This is a genomic window from Escherichia sp. 93.1518 (genome assembly GCF_013368915.2).
GTDB lineage: Bacteria > Pseudomonadota > Gammaproteobacteria > Enterobacterales > Enterobacteriaceae > Escherichia > Escherichia ruysiae.
On record NZ_JABWMT020000010.1, the window covers coordinates 74,945 to 90,247 of the forward strand.

18 protein-coding genes and 1 tRNA gene are annotated in these 15,303 nt (G+C 52.0%); 7 read left to right on the forward strand and 12 right to left on the reverse strand.

Going from position 1 to position 15,303, the window contains the following annotated elements; translation table 11 throughout:
* Positions 1-199 precede the first annotated feature (199 nt).
* Positions 200-412 carry a cold shock-like protein CspH gene (gene cspH, locus HEN21_RS09605; RefSeq protein ID WP_000087759.1) on the forward strand — a complete coding sequence of 71 codons (213 nt, stop codon included), beginning with the start codon at positions 200-202 and terminating at the stop codon, positions 410-412.
* Here the strand turns inward: cspH and HEN21_RS09610 are convergent.
* The 10 genes from HEN21_RS09610 to hyaA all read right to left on the reverse strand — a co-directional run bounded on the left by HEN21_RS09610 (position 400) and on the right by hyaA (position 10,201).
* Positions 400-1,710 carry an AppA family phytase/histidine-type acid phosphatase gene (locus HEN21_RS09610; protein ID WP_024191095.1) on the reverse strand — a complete coding sequence of 437 codons (1,311 nt, stop codon included), beginning with the start codon at positions 1,708-1,710 and terminating at the stop codon, positions 400-402. The genes cspH and HEN21_RS09610 overlap by 13 nt on opposite strands.
* An 87-nt stretch (positions 1,711-1,797) precedes the next feature.
* Positions 1,798-1,890: a cytochrome bd-II oxidase subunit CbdX gene (cbdX, locus tag HEN21_RS09615; RefSeq protein WP_000270308.1), complete on the reverse strand. Its 93-nt coding sequence runs from the start codon at positions 1,888-1,890 to the stop codon at positions 1,798-1,800.
* Positions 1,891-1,903: 13 nt separating this feature from the next.
* Positions 1,904-3,040: a cytochrome d ubiquinol oxidase subunit II gene (gene appB / locus HEN21_RS09620; RefSeq protein ID WP_176252276.1), complete on the reverse strand. Its 1,137-nt coding sequence runs from the start codon at positions 3,038-3,040 to the stop codon at positions 1,904-1,906.
* A gap of 11 nt (positions 3,041-3,051) precedes the next feature.
* Positions 3,052-4,596, reverse strand: coding sequence for a cytochrome bd-II oxidase subunit 1 (gene appC / locus HEN21_RS09625; RefSeq protein WP_176252275.1), 1,545 nt, complete (start codon positions 4,594-4,596; stop codon positions 3,052-3,054).
* A 134-nt stretch (positions 4,597-4,730) separates the two neighbouring features.
* On the reverse strand, positions 4,731-5,588 hold the full coding sequence (locus tag HEN21_RS09630) for a hydrogenase expression/formation protein (protein WP_176252274.1): 858 nt from the start codon (positions 5,586-5,588) through the stop codon (positions 4,731-4,733).
* Positions 5,585-5,983 (reverse strand): hydrogenase-1 operon protein HyaE, encoded by a 399-nt coding sequence (gene hyaE / locus HEN21_RS09635; RefSeq protein WP_000606444.1) that lies wholly within the window; start codon positions 5,981-5,983, stop codon positions 5,585-5,587. Before hyaE ends, HEN21_RS09630 begins: the two co-directional genes overlap by 4 nt.
* Entirely contained in the window at positions 5,980-6,567 is a 588-nt protein-coding gene (gene hyaD / locus HEN21_RS09640; RefSeq protein WP_176252273.1) for a hydrogenase 1 maturation protease, read from the reverse strand. Before hyaD ends, hyaE begins: the two co-directional genes overlap by 4 nt.
* Positions 6,564-7,274: a Ni/Fe-hydrogenase b-type cytochrome subunit gene (hyaC, locus tag HEN21_RS09645; RefSeq protein ID WP_176252272.1), complete on the reverse strand. Its 711-nt coding sequence runs from the start codon at positions 7,272-7,274 to the stop codon at positions 6,564-6,566. The genes hyaD and hyaC overlap by 4 nt, the downstream gene beginning before the upstream one ends.
* Before the next feature lie 18 nt (positions 7,275-7,292).
* Positions 7,293-9,086 carry a Ni/Fe-hydrogenase large subunit gene (gene hyaB / locus HEN21_RS09650; protein ID WP_176252271.1) on the reverse strand — a complete coding sequence of 598 codons (1,794 nt, stop codon included), beginning with the start codon at positions 9,084-9,086 and terminating at the stop codon, positions 7,293-7,295.
* Positions 9,083-10,201: a hydrogenase 1 small subunit gene (gene hyaA / locus HEN21_RS09655; RefSeq protein WP_010344442.1), complete on the reverse strand. Its 1,119-nt coding sequence runs from the start codon at positions 10,199-10,201 to the stop codon at positions 9,083-9,085. The genes hyaB and hyaA overlap by 4 nt, the downstream gene beginning before the upstream one ends.
* 405 nt (positions 10,202-10,606) lie before the next feature.
* Between hyaA and HEN21_RS09660 the strand changes: the two genes are divergently transcribed.
* The 3 genes from HEN21_RS09660 (at position 10,607) to tusE (ending at position 11,982) form a co-directional block, all read left to right on the forward strand.
* A tRNA-Ser gene (locus tag HEN21_RS09660) sits at positions 10,607-10,694 on the forward strand.
* 207 nt (positions 10,695-10,901) lie between these two features.
* A complete protein-coding gene (gene yccA / locus HEN21_RS09665; RefSeq protein WP_000375136.1) occupies positions 10,902-11,561 on the forward strand; it encodes an FtsH protease modulator YccA in 660 nt (219 codons plus the stop codon).
* A gap of 91 nt (positions 11,562-11,652) precedes the next feature.
* Positions 11,653-11,982: a sulfurtransferase TusE gene (gene tusE, locus HEN21_RS09670; RefSeq protein ID WP_000904443.1), complete on the forward strand. Its 330-nt coding sequence runs from the start codon at positions 11,653-11,655 to the stop codon at positions 11,980-11,982.
* On the opposite strand, the gene yccX is transcribed toward tusE, so the two are convergent.
* Positions 11,979-12,257, reverse strand: coding sequence for an acylphosphatase (yccX, locus tag HEN21_RS09675; protein ID WP_176252270.1), 279 nt, complete (start codon positions 12,255-12,257; stop codon positions 11,979-11,981). The two genes, tusE and yccX, sit on opposite strands and share 4 nt — an antisense overlap.
* A gap of 93 nt (positions 12,258-12,350) precedes the next feature.
* Between yccX and rlmI the strand changes: the two genes are divergently transcribed.
* Both rlmI and hspQ read left to right on the forward strand, forming a co-directional pair.
* The gene (gene rlmI / locus HEN21_RS09680) at positions 12,351-13,541 is read left to right on the forward strand and encodes a 23S rRNA (cytosine(1962)-C(5))-methyltransferase RlmI (protein WP_000116312.1); all 1,191 of its coding nucleotides are present in this window, start codon (positions 12,351-12,353) and stop codon (positions 13,539-13,541) included.
* 57 nt (positions 13,542-13,598) lie between these two features.
* Positions 13,599-13,916: a heat shock protein HspQ gene (gene hspQ, locus HEN21_RS09685; protein WP_001295356.1), complete on the forward strand. Its 318-nt coding sequence runs from the start codon at positions 13,599-13,601 to the stop codon at positions 13,914-13,916.
* A gap of 44 nt (positions 13,917-13,960) precedes the next feature.
* Here the strand turns inward: hspQ and HEN21_RS09690 are convergent, their stop codons facing one another.
* Complete coding sequence (locus tag HEN21_RS09690; protein ID WP_010348869.1) at positions 13,961-14,374, reverse strand: CoA-binding protein; 414 nt, start codon at positions 14,372-14,374, stop codon at positions 13,961-13,963.
* Between the two features lie 172 nt (positions 14,375-14,546).
* Here HEN21_RS09690 and HEN21_RS09695 point away from each other — a divergent pair, with 172 nt between their 5' ends.
* Entirely contained in the window at positions 14,547-15,209 is a 663-nt protein-coding gene (locus HEN21_RS09695; protein WP_000847775.1) for a DUF2057 family protein, read from the forward strand.
* Positions 15,210-15,303 lie beyond the last annotated feature (94 nt).

Consider the following 15,303-nt stretch of genomic DNA (forward strand, 5'->3'; position numbering starts at 1 on the left):
GGGGATAATGCCTGATAATGAGAACTGCTTTAGTAAACTACTTTGTATGCTGTCTGTCTTTCAAACCGACGCAGCTATTAACGCATGATAAATATGATTAAGCAAATTTTATTTTAGCCGTCCGGCGGTCTTAAATATCACTGGCTTTATTTTATTAACACCGTATAGTGCAGCGCAGTATTTTTAGTAAGGAATTTGTTTGTCCCGTAAAATGACAGGAATTGTCAAAACCTTTGATCGCAAAAGCGGCAAAGGATTCATCATCCCCTCCGACGGTCGTAAAGAAGTCCAGGTTCATATTTCCGCATTCAGTCCCCGCGACGCAGAAGTGCTCATCCCAGGATTACGCGTAGAATTTTGCCGCATTAATGGCCTGCGTGGACCAACAGCGGCAAATGTTTATTTATCCTGATGTAAACTACATGCCGGAATGCGCGCTTCATTCACTATTTGCGTAAAATCCGCCAGTGAACACATGCCCTGCGCGTTTCTCTCCTCACATTCTGCCAGTGTCAGTTTTACCTCTCCAGGCGGCGTTTTTAGCGATAGCGGCGTTTTATCACGCATCTGCTGCAAGGTCTGGAATACCAGCGAAACCTGAATCCATTGACTGTTATCACTTAGCCGCCGCCAGCGTTCAAATACCAGTTCACCACCCGGCGGGGTGTTATCCGGTTGGCCCGGCAGCGTCCAGTTAAGCTTCAGTGCGCCACCGAGATTCGCCAGGTTGGTATCGTGCCCGGCAATAAACAACAGTGAAGTCGGTAGCGTAATTCCATAGATCGATTTTTGCGGGTTGTTTGGCGTCAGCGCCGTCAGAACTAAATCCAACAACGGTGTGGCACGGCTACGAGCCACGTCAGGGGTACGTTGCAGCAAATAAAACTGCGCATTATGCAGACTTAATAAGGTGTTCCACTGATGTGAATCAGTGATTCGTCCCCAGCCAGGCTCCGGCATTCCCTGTGCTTGTTGCAGGAGAAAGATCTCCGTCAGCATGGATGCGAGGCTTACCGCACCTGTTAATGAGACGTTATCAGCACTCACCTTGAGTTCAGAGGGTAATGCCTGCGTGAACGAACAGCTTTCGTCTTGTTTCTCTCGTTTGAGGCACAGACTTGATTGCGGAAAATTGAGTACCCGCTCCAGTTCGTGAAATGCCGTTTGCCGATGATCGGTAAAATCAACGAGAGAGCCGCCTGCCCTGCTGAGAATCGCCTCAGTCACGTTCACTTTATCCAGTTGGCAAACACCGGTTTTCAGGGGATTAAATAACGGATCGGGACGGGAAGTGTCTGACTGAGTATGTACGGTTATTGCACAATCGGGAGCCAGCCCGGCAGCAAAGGCTTCACCTGTTTTACGAGTGCGCTCGTCGACATCGGCAATAATCTCGACCTGCCCAGCTTTCGGGCAACCATTTTTTGCCAGTAAACCGTCAGCCACCAGGCGTTGGCGTTGGTAATGTCCGAGATAAGAGATCAGCTCACCGCCTCGTGGTGTCAGCCAACCCAGCTTCACCGGCCAGCCAGGCCAGGTGTCTGGAGTAACGTCCTGCATGAGTTGCGTAGATTTGGTGGGTGCCCGCACACCATGACGGCTGACAATCACTACACTTTCCAGCTTCAGTTCCGGCGCCCCCTGAGCAAATGCAGGTAGCGGTGTTAACGGAAGCAAAAGAGAAAAAAAGGGGATCAAAATCGCTTTCATCGCCAGGTTTCCGTTTTTCATGTTTCGCATTATTGCCTGATGCGACGCTGATGCGTCCCATCAGGCCTACGTTCGTTGTGCGTCAAATCAACCTTTCAGACGCTGTTCCAGCCATACCAACACCACGGTGGAGAGTGAACACATCAACAAAATTCCGACGAACCACAATAAATACCACATTGATCATCCCTCCTTAGTACAGCTCACTATCGTGACGGCGAAGAGTTTCAGTTGTCATGCGCCCCCACATTTTGTAGTAGCTCCATACAGTGTAGAGCAACACAATAGGCAAAAATATCAGCACAATTACTAACATAATGCTCAACGTCAGCTGACTGGAGGTGCTGTCCCACAGCGTCAGGCTGGAGATCGGACTGATGTTCGAAGGCATGACAAACGGAAACAGCGTGATACCTGCCGTGAAGATAACGCCAAATTGCATCAATGATGCCAGCAGAAATCCCCAACCGGGGCGACCACGATAAATCGCCATCACTGTCAGTAACGGGCAGAAAAACCCCAGCAGCGGGAAGATCCACAATATCGGCGATTCAACAAAATTATTCATCCAGGCACCGGGCAGTACGGCAACCAGTTTCATTAACGGATTGGACGGGCCGTTAACATCCTGGGCAAGCAATACGAAGCCATCAATACCCACCCACAGCCAGTACCCCGCCAGCAAAAAGCACAGCATGACCAACAGCGCAGCGCGTTTGGTCGCCAGTTGCGAACGCAGGTGAATAGCACCGACTGTTTTTAGTTGTAACCAGACGCCCCCTTGCAAAATCACCATGCCCAGACTGAGCAAACCACACAGTAATGGGAACGGTGTCAGCAATTGCCAGAAAGAACCGAGGTACTCCACGCGTAATTGCGGCGTGAAGACAAACGGCACGCCAAGTAACAAATTGCCGAACGCGATACCGAAGACCACCGGCGGCACCAGACTACCGATGACCAGACCGGCATCCCACATTTTACGCCAGCGTGCATCGGCGATTTTTCCACGATAATCAAAAGCCAGCGGGCGAAAGAACAGCGAGCACAGCACCAGAATCATCGCCACGTAAAAACCAGAAAACGCCGCTGCATAGACTCTGGGCCAGGCGGCAAATAATGCCCCGCCCGCAAGAATCAACCAGACCTGGTTGCCTTCCCAGTGCGCGCCAACGCTGTTAATCAATACCCGACGTTCATCATCATCACGTGCCACCAGCGGCAGCAGACAGCCAATCCCCATGTCAAATCCATCGGAGATCATAAAGACCACCAGGATGACGCCAATCAGCAGCCACCAGATGAAGCGCAATGTTTCATAATCAAACATGATTCTCTCCTTTACCCCTGTTGCTGCGTCGGTTGTTCACTCTGCATCGCGCTCGGCCCCAGACGGGCATATTTCTGCATCAGGTAGACTTCGGCGATTAAGAACAGGGTATAAAGCCCTACGATCATGATCAGTGAGAAAGCCAGTTGGCCCGTGGTTAATGCGGAGTGCGCGGAGTATGTCGGTAAAATGTCCTGAATCGCCCACGGCTGACGACCAAACTCGGTCATAAACCACCCGGCTTCAATGGCAATCCACGGCAGTGGCAAACTCCAGAGCGCCATTTTCAGCACCCAACGATGCTGGTCGATTTTGCCGCGCAGCGTCTGAACGAGCGCAATCAGCATTACCAGTAACAGCAGCGAACCGCAGCCCACCATGATGCGGAAACTCCAGAACACCGGCGCAACCTGTGGAATAGCGCCACGCATCGCCGCCTGATACTGCGCAGGTGTGACATGATTCATATCCGGCGCATAGCGGGAGAGCAACATGCCGTAACCGAGATCGCTTTCCAGATTACGAAACGCCTGCAGAACATGTGGCTCACGGTTGCCCTGCGAGATCTCCTGCATCAGCAGCCAGGCCATACGTCCGCGTTGCAAGCGTGGATAGGTTTCAGCCATCAAATTTTTCAGCCCCGGAACGGGCTTATCTAATGAGTGAGTGGCGAGGATCCCTAACAGTGCGGGAATTTTGATGGCAAAGGCATTACGTTCTTGATCCTGTTCCGGCCAGGCAACAAGATGGAACGGCGCAGGTGCGGGTTCGGTTTGCCACTCCCCTTCCATTGCTGCCAGTTTTACCGGCTGAACGCGTGCGACTTCATAAGCAGAACTGTCTCCAAGTTGCAGCGCGCCGATTATCGCCAGTGTGCCAAAGACCGAGCCAATGGCAAACGAACGTAGCGCAACATCACGCTCCCGTCCGCGCAGTAAATACCAGGCGCTGATCGCCATAATGAACATCGCCCCGGTCACATAACCCGCCATCACCGTATGGACAAACTTCACCTGGCTGACAGGGTTAAAAACCAGATCGCTGAAATTGGTCATCTCCATACGCAGGGTGTCGATATCGAAATGCGCGCCGGTCGGGAACTGCATCCAGCCGTTGGCATTCAAAATCCACAATGCGGAGATATTGGAACCGAATGCCACCAGCCAGGTAACCAGCAGATGCTGGTATTTATTCAGCCGTTGCCAGCCGAAGAAGAACAGACCGACAAAGGTGGATTCGAGGAAGAAGGCCATTAATGCTTCCATCGCCAGCGGTGCGCCAAAAATGTCGCCCACATAGTTGGAATAGAATGACCAGTTAGTACCAAACTGAAACTCCATCGTCAGGCCGGTGGCCACGCCGAGAGCGAAGTTGATACCGAAGAGCTTACCCCAGAAACGCGTCATATCGCGGTAGACTGTTTTGCCGGTGACCACGTAAATGGTTTCCATGATAGCCAGCAAAAAAATCAGCCCCAGGGTAAGGGGCACGAATAAAAAGTGGTACAGCGCGGTCAGTGCAAACTGCCAGCGCGATAAGTCAATAACATCCCACATGCGAACTCCTGTAGGCGAAGAGAGGGAAATAACCCTTTAATAGTAGATCTCCCTTTTTACCCTTACAGTTTGTAGGTGGTTGTATTCGCTGATTGCGATATTCATAAGACTGAAAGCGACATTTGCCGCCGTTTTCACTGTTGCTCGTTTTCCACCAGCCACTGGCACACCTCGCCCAACCGCTGCGCAGAATCCGCCAAATCTTCCGGCGCTGCCAGCACAACTTCCGGTATAGGGCAGATTTCATAACTCTCAAGCAGCGGGCCTTTTAGGGTGTCCGTGCAGCGTAAATGCCAGACATGGCGTAACCCGGTGGCGTTGATATAGCTCTCGCCATAGCCAATGGTGCGAATCTGAATATTTCCCGGCCCACAGAGACGTGAGAGAAAAAGCCGATCAGCCTCGCTGATAGGTAATTGCGTCAGATTAATGCTGTGCGGCTGCGCGTCAGGATTACGTACATGTGCCAGTATTTCATGAGCCAACGGTAGGCCATTCATCAGACCATCAATGGGCGGCGGTAACAGCGAATCTGTCGGCAAGACGTTTTGCGTTGCCGCCTGCCACAATGCCAGCGGCGCGCAGCCAGCCTCCAGTTTGTCCTCCAGCAACTGTTCGCCGCAACGTCTGCGCACCCGCCATAATCCGCAGAAGATCGTCTCCTGTATTTCACTTTCACTGTCGTCAGCCTGTTGAATGCGCACTGACACTTCCCCTTCCCCGAGAAGCGTATTGATAAAGTGACGATCGTCGGCGTTGAGATTTAACAGATCGACTGACAGCACCTCGCCCAGCGGCAGCTGGCGCTCGCTTAGTTGATGTTGTAACTCGTTTAACAGCGCAATCACCTGCGGGCTGTGAGCACATTGCTCTAGGGCCTCCATACTCGGTTCATCATTCACCTGACAGGTGATCGGCAGTGGATTCATACTGAAACTGTCATCGTTCGGTTGCGTTCCTGGCCCCAGCAAATGGAAAAAAGTGTCACTCATGAGGCACGCTCCTGTTGCGGTTCGACAAGCCCACGCATCAGGTTTATCAGCTCCGCCCACGGGTGAATACCATTCAGCACGCCGCGATAGCTACCGCCGGTAAACACCAGTGTGGCGGGAAAGCGAAAAACACCAAAGCGATCGCCGATGGCTTCGCTCTGTGCAAGATCGGCTACCGCCACCTGCCAAACATAGTCTGGAAATTCGCGCAGTAATTCGCCAATCATTACCGGATTATCGCTGACCTCCGGCGTGCGTTTCGGATCGCTGCTTAACAGCACTACGCCGTCTGGCGCCTGCGATAACCAGTCATCAAGGCTGGATTCTGTGACAGGTGTCCATCCACGCGCCAGCATACGCTGCCACAACGCATTAAAAGGAGAGTCATTGATCATCCCTGCTCCTCCAGCGTCATCCGGTACTGGCGTAAGCGAACGCCTTCATAATTTTCCATCGACAGACAGTCATAGTTGAGACAGCGTGATTCCTCTGCCAGATGCGGCACTATTCCCCACTCAGCCAGTTGCGCCAGCGCCAACTGTTCTGCTGCTGGCAGTTGTTCACGCGCCAGCTCGCTCAGGCTGCCGCCGTAGTCGTCGAGCATCGCGGGTTGCAGACCGACGAGGGCAATACGTGCTGGCAAATGACCACGTATATCCGCCAGCGCCAACACTTCGGAGAAACTGTTCTGGTGCAGACTCATTTTCTTCGCGCTGAGGTATGCCGGAATGCGCTCTCCGGCATACGTCCGTAGCGTTCCTGGCTCCAGCCCATAATCAATGGCATCGAGGATCAACAAGTGGCTGGCGCTTTCAACGTAGCCCAGCAAATTCAGCCCCTGAGTGCCGCCATCGACAATCTCCACGTTTTCGGGCCAGTGATAATGGGCATATAGCCGTTCCGCCACCCGCACGCCGAAACCTTCATCGGCCCACAGCAGGTTGCCCAGCCCCATCACCACCACGCGCTGCTCGCTCATGAACGCTCCTTGTTGCTTTTGACTTTAAAAAACTTGTGGCTGCGGTAGCCGTTCACCATGGTGGAGATCACCGTGTCGTCGGACATGATGTCTTCACGCAGCGCCATATAGACATGACCGATCACAAACGCACCAATTAGCCACATCCCCAGCCGATGCCAGCTGTGAATGTCCAGCGAGTTGCCGCCCGTCCAGTAGAAAAACTCCACCACATAACGGAACGGCGCAAAAATAGCGTACTGGCTGTGTTCGCTGTACAGCGCAAAACCTGTGATGATCATAAAGACCGACATCAGGAAATAGCCGAACATCGCCGCCTGGGCGATGGGGTTATGACCGATGTCGGCGCTCGGGCGTTTTGCCAGAAACAGATACCAGCGGATTTCATACCACACGCCCAGCCACCAGCTTTTACGCCATACCGGCACGATGAAAAGCTCGCGTGAATAGCGATTACCAACGAACGCCCAGTAAATCCGCATTAGCAATATCACGGTAAAAATCATGCCTGCGCTGAAGTGAATTAACCTGATGTAGCCCATATAGAACAGATACGTCGCCTCGCCACTGACCGAAGGCAGCGGCTTGCCGATAAAGTAACCGGTGACCATCAACACCGCCATGCATAACACCGTCAGCCAGTGCCATATCCGCACAGGTGCTTCAAAGACATAATGGCTGACAACGTTGTCGCTTTTCTGTTGCATGATGATTCTCCTTCGCTGTTAACGCACCTGCACGGAGATAAGCTCGCTACCGTCGTCGCCCAGCACGTGTGTTGAACAGGCGAGGCACGGGTCAAAGCTGTGCAGAGTACGAAGGATCTCCAGCGGTTGCTCGGGGATCGCCATTTTGGTGTTCATCAGCGCCGCTTCATAAGCGCCAATCTGCCCTTTGGGATCGCGCGGGCTGGCGTTCCAGGTGGTCGGCACCACGCACTGGTAGAGATCAATCTTGCCATCGCGAATGGCGGCCCAGTGACCTAACGCCCCGCGCGGTGCTTCGGTAAAACCGACGCCACGGCACTCTTTCGGCCAGGTCGCAGGCTCCCATTTTTCGGTAGAGGCAGTGGCAAGATTGCCGTTTTTCAGGTTGGTCATCAGCTTGTCGAAGAAATATTGCAACTTGCCTGCGGCCCACTGCGCTTCGTGTGCGCGGCACAAAATGCGGCCCAACGTTGACTGGATACCGGAAAGCGGCAGGTTCAGCGCCGACATCATACGATCGATCGACTCAACGGTCGCTGCATCGCCTTTGTGATAAGCGATCAATGTGCGTGCCAGCGGCCCTACTTCCATCGCGTTACCGCGCCAGCGTGGCGCTTTGATCCACGAGTAACGTTCCTGTTCATTCAGTTGCTGAATGTTGGTATCGCTGCCTTTGACATCGCCAGGGTTGTACCACGGGTCGGTGATGCCATCGAACGGATGACGCCCGACCTGATCGTTGGGATAACGATACCAGGCGTGATCGACAAACTCCTGCACCTGCTGCGGATCAACCAAATCCACTGGCAGCACATTGTTGAAGTCGCCGTTAATCACCGCGCCGCTAGGCATCAGCAGACTTTTCTCGCCAAAGTCGTTGGCAATATCCGGGAATGCGCCGTAGCTGAGGACACATTTATCAGAAAGACCAGTGCCGATTTCGCTCCACGGTTTGTTGAACTGACCGATGGCTAAGGCGTCGGGGATCATCACGTTGTTAATGAAATCCGCCGTGCGGGTGATAATCGACAGCACCAGGTTCAGGCGTTCCATATTGACCGCCCCGACCGCGCCGCTTTCGTCAATGTTAATGGCGCACGGCATCCCGCCGACAATCCAGTTCGGATGTGGGTTTTTACCACCAAAAACGGCGTGAATTTTGACGATCTCCCGCTGGAAATCGAGGGCTTCGAGATAGTGGGCAAAGCCCATCAGGTTGGCTTCTGGCGGCAGTTTGTACTGCGGGTGCCCCCAGTAGCCGTTGCGGAAAATCCCCAACTGCCCGCCTTCAACAAATTTCTTCAGTCGGTTTTGTACGTCGAAGAAATAGCCAGGGGATGATTTCGGCCACGAGGAGAGGCTTTGCGCCAGTTCTGACGTTTTTCGTGGGTCGGCTTTCAGCGCATCTAACACATCTATCCAGTCCATCCCGGCGAGCTGATAGAAGTGGACCAGATGGTCGTGGCACCAGAGGGTCGCCAGCATAATGTTGCGGATGATATTGGCGTTGTCCGGCACTTTAATGCCTATGGCATCCTCAATTGCATAGACCGAAGCCAGAGCGTGTACGCCAGTGCAGACGCCGCAGATACGTTCAACGAACGCCCACGCATCACGCGGATCGCGGCCTTGCAGGATGATCTCCAGCCCGCGAAACATAGTGCCGCAGGAAACTGCATTGGTAATCACATTCTGATCGTTAATATTCACTTCGCAGCGCATATGACCTTCGATGCGCGTAATCGGATCGACCACCAGGCGACGTCCGGCATTATTGATGGTATATCCCTGAGTTTCGTACTGAGTGCTCATGCCTGTTTATCCTCGTTGCCCGGCTGTTGTTCGGCTTCTGCAAGTTGCTGGTTATGACGTCTGCGCTGGTCAACGGCGCTGGCGACTGCATGTACACCAACAGCCGCTGCCACGACACCAAGCGCGGTTAAGCCCACGGTATCGGCGGTAGAGTGCGTTCCCATCTGCGGAATATCGACCACGCGACTGTAGAACGAGCCGCGATCCCAGAAGCCATTTTCAGAACAGCCCAGGCAGCCGTGACCAGACTGAATCGGGAAGGAGACCCCATCATTCCAGCGGGTAGAGGAACAGGCGTTATAAGTGGTTGGCCCTTTGCAGCCCATTTTGTACAGGCAGTAACCTTTGCGCGCGGCGTCATCATCCCAACTCTGCACGAACTCTCCGGCATCAAAGTGGGCGCGGCGATAACATTTATCGTGGATTCGCTGACCATAGAACATTAGCGGACGCCCCATTCTGTCGACATCCGGCAGGCGATCGAACGTCACCATATAGGTAATGATGGCGCTCATCACATCCGGGATCGGCGGGCAGCCAGGAACTTTGATAATAGGTTTGTCGGTAATAACTTTGTCGATGGGTGTTGCCTGCGTAGGATTGGGCCGCGCGGCCTGCACACAGCCCCAGGACGCACAGGTGCCCCAGGCAATAATTGCACTGGCTCCGGCAGCTGCACGTTTGAGTTTCTCAATAAACGGTCGACCGCTACTGATACAGAACATCCCCTGCTCGCCCAGCGGCGGGTTACCTTCTACTGCGAGGATATATTTGCCGTTGTATTGCGTGATGATGTCTTCAAAGACTTCCTCTGCCTGAGTGCCTGCGGCAGCCATCAGAGTATCGTCGTAGTCAAGAGAAATAAGGGAAAGAATGACATCCTTCGCCAGCGGATGAGCAGAACGGATAAAAGATTCGGTACAGCAGGTGCATTCCAGACCATGGATCCACACCACTGGAATGCGGGGTTTATTCTCCAGTGCCCAGGCAATCTTTGGTGCCATCCCCGCGCCTAATCCCAGCGAGGTGGCAGCCAGACTGCAATATTTAAGAAAACTTCGCCGGGTAACCCCCTGACGTCGCATAGCCTGGTAAAAGGTTTCCTCGTTATTCATATAGCACGTCTCTTCTCCTTGCGACACCGGCTGGAGTGCCGGGCGCTTTTGGTCGGCAAGCGACGTCCCTGGAGCAAGGCAAACCATCGCTTCACGAGAGAGACAGAAAACGAAAGCTCATCCTTCTGCACTGGCGCACGTCGCCAGAAAGTATTGTTAATAAAGCGTAGTGAAACTTTTGCACAAAACAATACAGAGTGTGTGGATTTATCTTTTAACGATAAAAATGAACCTTATTTTCCTTAAGGTTTGCCGCAGGAAGGTTATGAAGCGATTTTTATGGCGATGGAATGCGCAAATTGCTGTTATTTCACGCAATCAACACGATTTTGTCTGTTTTTCAGGCAAACAAACACATTGGGGGTTTACACGACGCATCGGGATGTTTATAGTTCGCGTCATTCCGGAAGTGTGGCCGAGCGGTTGAAGGCACCGGTCTTGAAAACCGGCGACCCGAAAGGGTTCCAGAGTTCGAATCTCTGCGCTTCCGCCAAATAAGATAAGGGGTTAGCTAAATGCTAACCCCTTTTTCTTTTACCTGTCAAAATCGCCATGCCGTTATGTCATCCCCAATGGCTTACTCTGTCTTTGCTAAATCTGTTCCAGATCAAATGCGTAAAGATGGGTAAAACCTCTGGGTAGCTTTCGGCAATATCATTATGCTGCTTTATTAATTACACCTGTCATAGAGAGTGACTCCATGGATCGTATAGTTAGTTCTTCACATGACCGTACATCGCTACTTAGCACCCATAAGGTGCTGCGTAATACCTATTTCCTGCTGAGCCTGACGCTGGCCTTTTCGGCGATTACCGCAACGGCCAGTACAGTTCTGATGCTGCCATCTCCGGGTCTGATTCTGACGCTGGTGGGGATGTATGGTTTAATGTTCCTGACCTATAAAACGGCGAATAAGCCGACCGGGATTATCTCCGCGTTCGCCTTTACCGGTTTTCTCGGTTATATCCTCGGACCAATTCTGAACACTTACCTGTCTGCCGGAATGGGCGACGTAATCGCTATGGCGCTGGGCGGCACAGCATTAGTGTTCTTCTGCTGCTCTGCGTATGTGCTGACTACCCGCAAAGACATGTCTTTCCTCGGCGGTATGCTGATGGCAGGTATTGTGGTGGTATTGATTGGAATGGTAGCGAATATCTTCCTGCAGCTACCTGCTCTGCATCTGGCAATCAGTGCGGTATTCATTCTGATCTCCTCTGGCGCGATTCTGTTTGAAACCAGCAACATCATTCATGGCGGTGAAACGAACTACATTCGTGCCACGGTTAGCCTGTATGTGTCGCTGTACAACATCTTCGTCAGCCTGCTGAGCATTCTGGGCTTCGCCAGCCGCGATTAATCTCACCCGCTAACACTTTCATAGCCTCGCTTTATGCGGGGCTTTGTTTTTTGTTACACTGCCGCCAGTCTGATTAAGGTAGTAAAAAATTATGCTGATCTTCGAAGGTAAAGAGATAGAAACGGATACCGAAGGCTATCTCAAAGAAAGCAGCCAGTGGAGTGAACCGCTGGCGGTGGTGATTGCAGAGAACGAAGGAATTACGCTGTCGCCAGAACACTGGGAAGTGGTGCGTTTTGTGCGTGATTTCTATCTGGAATTCAATACTTCTCCAGCGATTCGTATGCTGGTAAAAGCGATGGCGAATAAGTTTGGCGAAGAAAAAGGTAACAGCCGCTATTTATACCGACTGTTCCCCAAAGGCCCGGCAAAGCAAGCCACCAAAATTGCTGGCCTGCCAAAACCAGTAAAATGTATTTAACGGATACGAAAATCAGTTAATTCCCCCGAGGGATGATGCGGCTCGCTAAGTACCCGTTCCACACGCGCAGAACGCGGGCCGCCACTCTTTAACCACTGCATTAATTTTTCCACCTGTCCTTCTTCACCACACGCGACCACTTCCACGCTGCCATCGTTAAGGTTTTTGGCATAGCCGGTTAATCCCAGTTTTTTCGCTTCATACTGCGTGGTATAGCGAAAGCCTACCCCCTGAACTCGCCCATAGACCCAGGCAATTATGCATACTTTCGACATTACCGCTCTCCTTATCCTTATAGCTGCGTTGCAAATCCATGGAAAACTCCGGACAATGGCGCCCATTTCTTTGCATCGACAGAATAGTAAATTATGAGTGTACGTTTAGTGTTAGCCAAAGGGCGCGAAAAATCATTACTTCGTCGCCATCCGTGGGTCTTTTCCGGAGCCGTTGCCCGTATGGAAGGTAAAGCCAGCCTCGGTGAAACCATCGATATTGTTGATCATCAGGGAAAATGGTTAGCACGCGGCGCTTATTCGCCGGCTTCGCAAATCCGCGCTCGCGTCTGGACTTTCGATCCTTCGGAATCCATCGACATTGCCTTTTTCACCCGACGCTTACAACAGGCGCAAAAGTGGCGCGACTGGCTGGCGAAAAAAGATGGCCTCGATAGCTATCGTTTAATCGCTGGTGAATCCGATGGCCTGCCGGGTATAACTATCGATCGTTTCGGTAATTTTCTGGTGCTGCAACTGCTGAGTGCTGGCGCAGAGTATCAGCGCGCGGCATTGATCAGCGCCCTACAAACGCTATACCCGGAATGTGCGATTTACGATCGCAGCGACGTCGCAGTACGTAAAAAAGAAGGAATGGAGCTGACCCAGGGGCCAGTCACTGGCGAACTGCCACCAGCCCTGCTGCCGATTGAAGAACACGGCATGAAACTGCTGGTGGACATTCAACACGGACACAAAACAGGCTACTACCTGGATCAGCGCGACAGCCGACTGGCAACGCGCCGCTACGTTGAAAATAAACGCGTACTGAACTGTTTCTCCTATACCGGTGGTTTCGCGGTATCGGCATTAATGGGCGGTTGCAGCCAGGTTGTCAGCGTTGATACCTCCCAGGAAGCACTGGATATTGCACGGCAGAACGTTGAGCTGAACAAACTGGATCTGAGCAAAGCAGAGTTCGTGCGTGATGACGTCTTTAAATTGCTGCGTACTTATCGCGATCGTGGGGAGAAATTTGACGTTATCGTAATGGACCCGCCGAAGTTTGTTGAGAACAAAAGCCAGTTGATGGGCGCATGTCGTGGCTATAAAGACATCAACATGCTGGCGATTCAGTTGCTGAATGAGGGCGGTGTTCTCCTGACTTTCTCCTGTTCAGGCCTGATGACCAGCGATTTATTTCAGAAAATCATCGCGGATGCCGCAATTGATGCCGGTCGTGATATACAATTTATAGAGCAGTTCCGTCAGGCAGCCGATCATCCGGTGATCGCTACCTACCCGGAAGGGCTATATCTGAAAGGGTTTGCCTGTCGCGTCATGTAACTTGAAATGTGGAATTTTACCCTTATATCAAAGGTGAAGATTTCCCGGGAGGTGACTATGATTGCCAGCAAATTCGGTATCGGCCAGCAGGTCCGCCATTCCCTGTTAGGTTATCTCGGAGTGGTCGTGGATATCGACCCGGTTTATTCGCTCTCTGAACCGTCGCCTGATGAGCTGGCGGTGAACGATGAGCTTCGCGCCGCTCCGTGGTATCACGTGGTGATGGAGGATGACAACGGCCTACCGGTTCATACCTACCTGGCTGAAGCCCAGCTAAGTAGCGAATTGCAGGATGAACATCCTGAACAGCCATCTATGGATGAGCTGGCGCAGACCATCCGCAAACAACTCCAGGCGCCGCGTCTGCGTAACTAATCCCCATACAAATACCCGGAAGGCAAAAACCTTCCGGGTATTTTTTATTTAGCCAGCCCCAGGCGAGGGATCTCAATTGCCGGACAGCGATCCATAACTACCTGTAACCCGGCATCACGTGCCAGTACTGCCGCTTGCTCATTAATCACTCCTAGCTGCATCCATAAGGTTTTTGCCCCAATGGCGATAGCTTCCTGCGCCACGCCCCACGCGGCTTCTGAATTACGGAAAACATCGACCATATCGACTTTTTCCGGAACTTCTGCCAGCGTGCCGTAGCCCTGCTGACCCAGCAGCGTTTTACCGGCGACTTTAGGTGAGACCGGGATGACGTGATAGCCCTGATCAAGCAAGTATTTCATCACGCGATAACTTGGACGGTCGGGTTTATCACTTGCCCCTACCAGCGCAATGGTATGAGTGGACGTTAAAATGGCTGCAATATCGGTCTCTTTCATCATTTCCTCCAGACTATTTATCAAAGTGTACGACAATCCCAACATACCAACCATGCAGCTAATACGAATGAATGAGAGCAAAAGCGGAAAACATGTCTATATGTTAGTAAGTATGATTAAAGAAAAATTTTGATACATTATTATTCAGGCGGTCATTAGACAGGAGCTATCTATGAAAACCGGCATTTTGACCACCTTGATTGCATTATGTTTGCCGGTATCCGTTTTTGCCACCACGCTACGGCTGTCCAGCGATATTGATCTTCTGGTACTCGACGGCAAGAAGGTTTCAAGCTCTTTGCTGCGCGGTGCGGACAGCATTGAACTGGATAATGGACCGCATCAGTTAGTGTTTCGCGTCGAGAAAACTATCCATCTTTCCAGTAGTGAAGAACGGCTTTATATCTCTCCGCCGCTGGTCGTCAGTTTTAATACACAGCTCATTAGCCAGGTGAACTTTCGCCTGCCACGCCTGGAGAATGAACGGGAAGCCAACCATTTCGACACAACGCCGCGCCTTGAATTGTTAGATGGCGATGCGACGCCGATTCCGGTAAAGCTGGATATTCTGGCTATTACTTCAACCGCAAAAACGATTGATTATGAAGTCGAGGTCGAGCGTTATAACAAATCCGCGAAACGCGCTTCTCTACCGCAATTTGCCACCATGATGGCAGATGACAGTACACTGCTTTCTGGTGTTTCCGAACTGGATGCTATTCCGCCACAGTCCCAGGTGCTCACTGAACAACGGCTGAAGTATTGGTTTAAACTGGCAGATCCGCAAACGCGCAATAACTTCCTGCAATGGGCGGAAAAACAACCATCTTCCTGAGATTTTTGTGCCTGTGCGCAGGCTTTTTCGGTCTTTATCTTGCAGCGATAAGTGCTTACAGTAATCTGTAGGAAAGTTAACTATGGATGTAAAT

Excerpts from the sequence above, each read along its gene's own strand:
- hyaC (WP_176252272.1), bottom strand. The coding sequence starts at position 7,274 with ATGCAACAGAAAAGCGACAACGTTGTCAGCCATTATGTCTTTGAAGCA.
- hyaD (WP_176252273.1), bottom strand. The coding sequence starts at position 6,567 with ATGAGCGAGCAGCGCGTGGTGGTGATGGGGCTGGGCAACCTGCTGTGG.
- hspQ (WP_001295356.1), top strand. The coding sequence starts at position 13,599 with ATGATTGCCAGCAAATTCGGTATCGGCCAGCAGGTCCGCCATTCCCTG.
- HEN21_RS09695 (WP_000847775.1), top strand. The coding sequence starts at position 14,547 with ATGAAAACCGGCATTTTGACCACCTTGATTGCATTATGTTTGCCGGTA.
- appC (WP_176252275.1), bottom strand. The coding sequence starts at position 4,596 with ATGTGGGATGTTATTGACTTATCGCGCTGGCAGTTTGCACTGACCGCG.
- hyaE (WP_000606444.1), bottom strand. The coding sequence starts at position 5,983 with ATGATCAATGACTCTCCTTTTAATGCGTTGTGGCAGCGTATGCTGGCG.
- rlmI (WP_000116312.1), top strand. The coding sequence starts at position 12,351 with ATGAGTGTACGTTTAGTGTTAGCCAAAGGGCGCGAAAAATCATTACTT.
- appB (WP_176252276.1), bottom strand. The coding sequence starts at position 3,040 with ATGTTTGATTATGAAACATTGCGCTTCATCTGGTGGCTGCTGATTGGC.
- hyaB (WP_176252271.1), bottom strand. The coding sequence starts at position 9,086 with ATGAGCACTCAGTACGAAACTCAGGGATATACCATCAATAATGCCGGA.
- tusE (WP_000904443.1), top strand. The coding sequence starts at position 11,653 with ATGCTGATCTTCGAAGGTAAAGAGATAGAAACGGATACCGAAGGCTAT.
- HEN21_RS09690 (WP_010348869.1), bottom strand. The coding sequence starts at position 14,374 with ATGAAAGAGACCGATATTGCAGCCATTTTAACGTCCACTCATACCATT.
- HEN21_RS09630 (WP_176252274.1), bottom strand. The coding sequence starts at position 5,588 with ATGAGTGACACTTTTTTCCATTTGCTGGGGCCAGGAACGCAACCGAAC.
- yccX (WP_176252270.1), bottom strand. The coding sequence starts at position 12,257 with ATGTCGAAAGTATGCATAATTGCCTGGGTCTATGGGCGAGTTCAGGGG.
- yccA (WP_000375136.1), top strand. The coding sequence starts at position 10,902 with ATGGATCGTATAGTTAGTTCTTCACATGACCGTACATCGCTACTTAGC.
- HEN21_RS09610 (WP_024191095.1), bottom strand. The coding sequence starts at position 1,710 with ATGAAAGCGATTTTGATCCCCTTTTTTTCTCTTTTGCTTCCGTTAACA.
- hyaA (WP_010344442.1), bottom strand. The coding sequence starts at position 10,201 with ATGAATAACGAGGAAACCTTTTACCAGGCTATGCGACGTCAGGGGGTT.
- cbdX (WP_000270308.1), bottom strand. The coding sequence starts at position 1,890 with ATGTGGTATTTATTGTGGTTCGTCGGAATTTTGTTGATGTGTTCACTC.